We start from the raw sequence: 738 nt of genomic DNA, 5'->3' as shown, positions 1-738 counted from the left end.
GGGCCAAGCTGGTCGCCCGGCTCGGGGGCGAGGCCGGCGACGCCATCGACGTCTTCCTCGCCGCCGCCGCCCAGGCCGAGACAGGCGAGGACGCACCCTCGCTCGGCGGCTTCCTGGCCCGCTACGTCGGCACCGAGGCCGGCCACACGGTCAAGCGCGACATGGAATCGGGCCGCGACGAGGTCCGGGTGATGACGGTGCACGGGGCCAAGGGCCTGGAGGCGCCGGTCGTCGTCGTGATCGACGGCTGCGAGCCGCTCGGGCGCAACGACCCGCCGCTGCTGCCGCTGCCGGTCGGTCGCGCGATGCTGCCGCCGGTCTGGTCCAGCGGGAAGACGCAGGATTGCGCCGCCACCGGCGAGGCCCGCGCGGCACTGCTCGCCCGGGCGCGCCAGGAGCACAACCGCCTTCTCTACGTGGCCATGACCCGGGCCGCCGACCGGCTGATCGTGGCGCCGTTCCGGGGCCACGAGCGCGAGAGCGAGGCCGCGTGGTGCCGGATGGTCCGGGCCGGCCTGGAAGCCGCCCTCGGCGCCGGGCAGACCCTGGAGCTGCCCTACGGACCCGCGACGCTGTGGCAGGACGGCGCGGAGACGCAGCACCGTCCGCCGGACGTGCCGTCGCCGATCGCGGCGACGAAGCCGGAGCCGGATTGGCTGCGCAGCCCCGTGCCGGCGGAACCCCAGATCCCGGTTCTCAACCCGTCCGGCGCCCTGCAGGCGGCCGACGGTGCCCGGG

1 protein-coding gene is annotated in these 738 nt (G+C 76.3%); it reads left to right on the top strand.

All coding sequences use genetic code 11. The features are described from left to right. Positions 1 to 738, top strand: a 738-nt coding sequence (locus FV228_RS31555) for a 3'-5' exonuclease (RefSeq protein ID WP_281406560.1), incomplete at both ends; no start/stop codon positions are given.

The sequence above is a fragment of the Methylobacterium sp. WL18 genome, assembly GCF_008040015.1.
Taxonomy (GTDB): Bacteria; Pseudomonadota; Alphaproteobacteria; order Rhizobiales; family Beijerinckiaceae; genus Methylobacterium; species Methylobacterium mesophilicum.
This window is presented reverse-complemented; position numbering and strand designations above follow the sequence as displayed.